Source organism: Brevundimonas sp. EAKA (assembly GCF_000698025.1).
GTDB lineage: Bacteria > Pseudomonadota > Alphaproteobacteria > Caulobacterales > Caulobacteraceae > Brevundimonas > Brevundimonas mediterranea_A.
Genome location: NZ_JMQR01000010.1, coordinates 39,384 through 45,731, shown reverse-complemented (window position 1 = coordinate 45,731; position 6,348 = coordinate 39,384). Strand labels below are relative to the sequence as shown.

Genomic DNA, 6,348 nt, shown 5'->3' with positions numbered 1-6,348 from the left:
GGATAAGAGACAGGTCTGATGGCGGGCGTCGTCGAACGCGACGGCCTGTGGCGGGCCCAGACGCCTCAGGCCTTCCGGCGCGATACGATAGAGGCCGCTTACGCCGCCTGGACCGGAACCGAGGCACCGACCGACGAAGCCGCGGTCGTCCAACGCCACGGCGGCCGCGTCGCCCTGGTCGAGGGCGATCCCCGCCTGATGAAACTGACCTATCCCGAGGATTTCGCCATGGCCGAGGCCCTGTTGTCGCAACAGACCCGCTACCAGACCCGGATCGGCTCCGGCTATGACGTCCACCGCTGGGGTCCGGGCGGTTCGGTCTGGCTCTGCGGGATCGAGGTGCCGCATGACCAGACACTGATCGGCCATTCCGACGCGGACGCCGGTCTGCACGCCCTGACCGACGCGCTTCTCGGCGCCATCGCCGAGGGCGACATCGGCGATCACTTCCCGCCGACCGATCCGAAGTGGAAGGGCGCGTCTTCCGACCTCTTCCTGCTGCACGCCGCCCAGCTTGTCGCCGCGCGCGGCGGTCGGATCGTCAATGTTGACGTCACCCTGATCTGCGAACGCCCCAAGGTGAAGCCGCACCGCCAGGCCATGCGCGAACGGATCGCCGGCCTTTTGGCGCTCCCGCTGGACGCCGTCAGCGTCAAGGCCACCACGACCGAGGGTCTGGGCTTCACCGGCCGGGGGGAAGGCCTGGCCGCCCAGGCGGTTGCGACGGTCGAGACGCCCGTTTCCGCCTGAACTACCGGACCGCGTACTGCATCTGGCGGACCAGGGCTCCGAACAGATTGACATAGTCGTCGGTCCACGGCCGCACCCCGGTCGCCTCCAGAGTGCGCCAGCGCGGATCCTGGCGATAGGGCGCCAGGGCCGCCTCGCTCTTGCCGACGATCAGCGCCTCGGTCGAGGATTCAGACATGGAGGCGGCGTCCCGCCGTTCGATATAGATCTGATGCAGGGCCGGCGCCTCCAGGGCCGCCGCCGCCGCCTCGGCCGGCAGGGTGATCTCCAGGTTCCGGTTCGACAGGTGCAACACCACCACCCCCTCGGGCTTCAGCAGTCGCAGATAGCCGGCGATGGCCTCGACTGTCAGCAAATGGGTCGGCACCGCATCGGACGAAAAGGCGTCGATGATCAGCAGGTCATAACTGCCCGGCGCTTCCCGTCCCATCGTCAGCCGCGCGTCCCCCAAAACCGTCCGGACCGGTCCCTCGGCGCAGCCGTTGATGAAACTGAACCAGCGGGGGTCGCGCGACAGGCGGTCCACCATCGGATCAATCTCGAAGAAGCTCATTCGGTCCTGGGCCCGCTTGTAGGCGGCCATGGCCCCGGATCCCTGCCCCACCACGCCGATGACGGCCCCATCCGGCCGTCCGGCCTGGGTCATCAGGGCCGCCTGACCCAGTGGGGTGGAGGTGGCGTAATAGAGGGTCGGCATGCAGCGATACCGCGCCGCCTGCGCCTGGGCGCCGTGCAGGGTGGTGCCGTGCATCAGCACATGGACCGGTCCATCCAGGCCTTCGATCGGCGTGCTGGCCACCCGCATCACCCCGAAGAAGCTCCGCTCGGTCAGCACCCAGTCATAACCGCGCGCCACATGATAGCCGGACCAGACCATGGCCCCGATGACCACGGTGAACATCATCGCCCGATCCCTCAAAAGGAAGGCGAACAGGGCCGCCACGCCCAGCACCGCCTGGGCGATCCGCACCAGCTCATGGTCCGGCACGACAGCGCGGATGTCAGGCGCATAGCGGACCAGGGCCAGGCCCAGCGGCCCCGCCACGGCGATCAGCACGCCGACGACGCAACAGATGATCTCCCACGATCGCATCTCGCGCCGCCCCCAGGGCCGCAACAGGCCTACGGCCACCAGGATCAGTGGATATTCCCACACCATGTCGAACACGACGGGCGCGATCAGGGCGTTGAACACCCCGCCCAGCACGCCCCCCAGCGACAGCAGCAGATAGAATTCCGTCAGCCGGCCCGGCGCGGGACGACGCTCAGCCATCCGTTGGTGGCACATCAGGGCCGTGAAGAAGAAGGCCGTAAGATTGACCCCGAAGACGAACAGCCACTCCGTCGTCCGGAACGCCGCCAGGGCGGCGCAGGCCGCCAGGGTCCCCGCCTGGATCGCCAGGGTCAGATGCAACGGGATGATCGGCCGCGCCTGGAAGGCGATGACGAAGGTCAGCAGATAGAGCGCCAGCGGAATGACCCACAGGAAGGGCGCAGAGGCCACGTCGGTCGACAGGTGCGCCGTCACTCCCAGCATCAGGCTGGACGGCGCCGCCGCCAGCAGGATCAGCAGCCCCTTCTCGCGCCAGGCGATGCGCGGTCCGGCCGCCAGCGGGGCGGGCTCGGCCGCAACAGTCTCCCGCCGACGCCAGACGACAAGGCCCAGCCCCACAACCATCAGCACGAACAGACCGTAGCCGAGACTCCACCCCCACCGCTGCGCCGACAGGCTGACCAGGGGCTCGATCAGGACCGGATAGGCCAGCAGGGCCAGAAAACTGCCCAGGTTCGAGGCGGCGTAGAGCACATAGGGATCGCTGCGCCCCGCCCGCCCGGCGCTGGCCCGCGCATACCAGGCCTGCAACAGCGGGGCGGTCGCCGACAGCACGGCGAACGGCGCCCCGAGCGACAGGGTCAGGGTCGCCAGCATCCACAGGGTCGGCGCCGAGGGATCAGGATCGCCCAGCAGGCCGCTGATCCGCAGCGGCAGGAACAAGGCCGCGATCAGCAGCAGACCCAGATGGACCGCCACCTGTCGCTGCATCGATCCGATTCGTTGCAGCAGATGGGCGTAGCCATAGCCGGCCAGCAGCGCCGTCTGAAAAAAGACCATGGCCGCATTCCACACCGACGGCGATCCCCCCAGGGTCGGCAGGATCAGCTTGGTCGCCATCGGCTGCACCACGAAGACCAGACAGGCAGAGGTGAAGACGGCGACGGCGACGGCGAACAGGATCGCGGTCGCGCGGGCGGGCCGGTCGAGGGGGAGAACAGGAGCCTCGGCGACATTGGTCATGGCTCTGGTTAGAGCGGGACTCGCGGCCTATGAAAAGATCATGTTCCCCGAAGACATTCAGCGCCTGGCGCAACAGATCGTCGCAACCGCATCCACGCGGGGGCTGATGCTGGCCACAGCCGAAAGCTGCACCGGCGGTCTGGTCGCCGCCGCCCTGACCGCCGTTCCCGGCTCGTCCGCCGCCCTGGACCGGGGCTTCGTCACCTACAGCAACGACGCCAAACAGCAGATGCTGGGCGTGCCCGAGGCCACGCTGATCGCCCACGGCGCCGTGTCCGAACCGACCGCGCGGGCCATGGCCCAGGGCGCCGTCGCCCATTCGCGCGCCGCCGTCAGCGTGGCCGTCACCGGGATCGCCGGCCCCGGCGGCGGCTCGGACGACAAGCCGGTCGGACTGGTCCATTTCGCCGCTCAGGGACCCGGCGGCCTGATCCATCGCCAGGAACGATTCGGCGACATCGGCCGCGACGCGATCCGTCTGGCCAGCGTCCGGATCGCCCTGTCCCTGCTGGCCGACCGCCTGGCGTCGTGACCGACCTCCAAGAGGTTGAAGCCTCCGTCGTCGATGCGCGCGGCCACGTCTGCCCGACGCCCAGCCTTCGATTGATGAAGGCGATGGAGGGCGCTGCGCCGGGGCGTCGCTTCATCCTGCTGGCCACCGACCCGATGGCGCGGATCGACGTGCCCTTTCTGATGACCCAGAAGAACGGCCGCGTGATCGCCGCGGACGAGGTGGACGGCGTGATTCGCCTTACGGTCGAGGCGGGTTAGGAGCGCGACCGGCGACTGGCCCGCCCCTCCGCCAGATCGACCACATCGGCGGGAACCGTCGGGGTTTGAGCCTTGGCGGCTGCATCGGCCTTGGCCGCAATCTCCATCTCGGTGGCGAAGGCGCCGCCGTAGAAGATGGCGTTGACGTTCCACGACAGCCAGATCAGCAGCACCACCACCGCGCCCACAGACCCGTAGGTCGCTCCCAGGGGCGCGATCTGCTCCACATAGATGGCGCAAAGCCAGGACGAGATCACCGACATCAGGGTGGCCACCAGCCCGCCGGTGATCGCCGGCAGCCAGGCGACGGGCGACCTGTGGCTCATGGCGTAGCGGTACAAAAGGGTCAGGCCGACCGCGAGGCCAAGCGCCGGCAGGAAGGCGTCCAGCGGCAGCAAACCGCCATCGAACTGGTCCGTCATCGGCGACGCCGTATGGGCCAGGATTCGGGCCGTCACCACAGCGCCTGACACGACCGTGAAAAGCGCGAAGGCGAAGACGGCGACGAAGAAGGCCAGAAGGTTGAACTTGAAGAAGCCGTGCGGCTCGGTTTCATCATGAATGAGATTAAGGCCCGCCAGCAAGGCCTTGAATCCACGATGGGCAGCATAGGCGCCGACGAACAATGCAAAGGCGCTCTGGGTCGAGATCGTCCGCGCAGAAGCATTGCTCAACCGGGCGATCTCATCGCGGAATATCGTCTGGGCCGCCCGAGGCAACAGGTCCGAAAGGGCGGCGGCCTGAGCGCTGACCTCATTGATCGACAGACCCAGCTTGTAGAAACCGATCAGAATGGCGATGGCGGGAAACACGGCCAGAAGGGCGAAGAATGACACGCCGCCGGTGTAGAGCATGACGTCACGCCCCCAGCTGCGGGTGAAGGCGCGCACCGAAAGACCGCCCCAGAATCCAGGCGCCTTCAGTACCGATCGGGTCAGGTGATCACTCAAGCCGGTTCCCACAACCGTTGAACAGGCGGCGAAACCTAGACCATTCCATCGGCAAGGAAAACACCATCCGCGCGAGCCCCACTTTTCCCCGTCGCCCCACGCCAAGACATTGCTTCGTTAAGGGACGCATCGCTATGGTCCCGCGGCCTTCAAGGGGCTATGGGCGCTGCGACGTCCGGGGGAGACGACCAACTTGGCTTTCGATGCGCGTGTATTGATCCTGGCGGCCCAGGACGGTCGGCTCGGGCCGCTGGTGGCTGGGCTGGACGCCCTCGGCTGGACCACCGTCACCGCTCGCGACCTGACGTCGGCCGAGGCTGTCTTGCAGGACTTCCCGCTGGACGCCGCCGTGGTCGATTTCGATTCGCTCACCGACGACGTCGTGGCGCGGCTGCGGTCTGCGGCCGAGCCGCGCAGTCTGCCGATCATGGTTGTCGGCGCGCCGCGCGGTTCCGTCATGGACGCGGATCTGGCCGTGACGCTGCCGCCCCACCCCGCCCAGGCGGCGCTGAGGCTGGAGCAGATGACCCGCGCCGCGATAGCCGAAGAAGAATTCCATCTGCGCCGCGCCACCTTCGCCGCTCGCGGCATTGATCTTGAGGCCGGCGGCGACGAACGGGCGCCGCTGCGCGTCCTGGCCGCCGGCGTGGCCGAGCGCCGGTTTCTGGCCCTGTCCAACGCCCTCACCGCCTCCGGCGTCGAGGTCGTCGCTGCGCCCACCCCCTACACCGCTTTCGACTATCTGCACGAAAGTCCGTTCGACGCCGCCGTCCTGTGGGGCGCCAAGGACAACGCCCCGGCCTTGTCCATCGCCTCGGGCCTGAAGCCCAACCCCCGCCTCTACCACATTCCCCTGATGCTCTATCTCCGGGACGGCAACGAGATCGGTCTCGACGAACTGTTCAATCGGGGCTTCGCCGACGTCGCCACCGCCGACACGCCCGAGGATGAGACGGCCGAGCGGCTTCTGGCCCTGGCGGGGTCTCACCGACGTCATCTGACCATTCGCAAGGCTCTGGATTCGGTCCGGGCGCTGGCGGAAATGGACGCCTCGACCGGCCTGTTCACGCCTGAATTGTTCGCCGCCCATCTGGCGCGCGTCGCCGACGCCTCACGCGCCCGTCGCCGCCCCCTGTCGGTCTGCGTGCTGCGCGTGAAGGAGAACGAGGCCGTGGCCGGGGCGCGGCAGGGCGGCTGGCTGGATCGGGCCATGCCTCAGATCGGCGCCATGGTCTCGCGGCTGGTCCGGGTCGAGGACACGCCCGCCCGCCTGGCCAAGGAAGTCTTCGCCCTGGCCCTGCCGGCGACCCGGGGCGAGGCCGCACGCCTGGCGGCGGAGCGCATCGCCGCCGTCATCGGCTGCACCGCCTTCGACGCCGGTCCCGACCGCTCCCCCTTCGTCGCCGAATTCGACGTGGGCGCCGCCGAGATGCAGCCGAACGAAAGCGCCGCCGCCCTGCTGGAACGCGCCTCCGCCGATCTGTTCGACAAGACGCGGTAGGAGTCGACTGTATGCCTGATGTTCCGACGATGTGCGGAATGCTAGCTGTTTACCGCCAGACAAAATAGAATAAGCGCCCC

Annotated in this window: 5 protein-coding genes and 1 pseudogene; 4 read left to right on the top strand and 2 right to left on the bottom strand. The window is 68.1% G+C overall.

What is annotated here, in order from left to right:
- Positions 1-18: 18 nt before the first annotated feature.
- A pseudogene (gene ispF, locus ER13_RS03035) lies at positions 19-750 on the top strand (2-C-methyl-D-erythritol 2,4-cyclodiphosphate synthase); the annotation flags it as partial.
- 1 nt (position 751) lies between these two features.
- Here the strand turns inward: ispF and ER13_RS03030 are convergent.
- Complete coding sequence (locus ER13_RS03030) at positions 752-3,046, bottom strand: spermidine synthase (protein ID WP_035306310.1); 2,295 nt, start codon at positions 3,044-3,046, stop codon at positions 752-754.
- On the opposite strand from ER13_RS03030, the gene ER13_RS03025 reads away from it, so the two are divergent.
- Positions 3,045-3,578, top strand: a complete 534-nt coding sequence (locus ER13_RS03025; protein WP_154725520.1) for a CinA family protein — start codon at positions 3,045-3,047, stop codon at positions 3,576-3,578. The two genes, ER13_RS03030 and ER13_RS03025, sit on opposite strands and share 2 nt — an antisense overlap.
- Positions 3,575-3,817 (top strand): sulfurtransferase TusA family protein, encoded by a 243-nt coding sequence (locus ER13_RS03020; RefSeq protein WP_008260929.1) that lies wholly within the window; start codon positions 3,575-3,577, stop codon positions 3,815-3,817. Before ER13_RS03025 ends, ER13_RS03020 begins: the two co-directional genes overlap by 4 nt.
- Here ER13_RS03020 and ER13_RS03015 read toward each other — a convergent pair.
- The gene (locus tag ER13_RS03015; RefSeq protein ID WP_052004774.1) at positions 3,814-4,767 is read right to left on the bottom strand and encodes a YihY/virulence factor BrkB family protein; all 954 of its coding nucleotides are present in this window, start codon (positions 4,765-4,767) and stop codon (positions 3,814-3,816) included. The two genes, ER13_RS03020 and ER13_RS03015, sit on opposite strands and share 4 nt — an antisense overlap.
- A 193-nt stretch (positions 4,768-4,960) precedes the next feature.
- Between ER13_RS03015 and ER13_RS03010 the strand changes: the two genes are divergently transcribed.
- On the top strand, positions 4,961-6,268 hold the full coding sequence (locus tag ER13_RS03010; RefSeq protein ID WP_035306305.1) for a diguanylate cyclase: 1,308 nt from the start codon (positions 4,961-4,963) through the stop codon (positions 6,266-6,268).
- Positions 6,269-6,348: the final 80 nt, after the last annotated feature.

Bases quoted from the DNA above. Each gene is read 5' to 3' on its own strand.
- ER13_RS03025 (WP_154725520.1), top strand. From the start codon at position 3,045: ATGGCTCTGGTTAGAGCGGGACTCGCGGCCTATGAAAAGATCATGTTC.
- ER13_RS03030 (WP_035306310.1), bottom strand. From the start codon at position 3,046: ATGACCAATGTCGCCGAGGCTCCTGTTCTCCCCCTCGACCGGCCCGCC.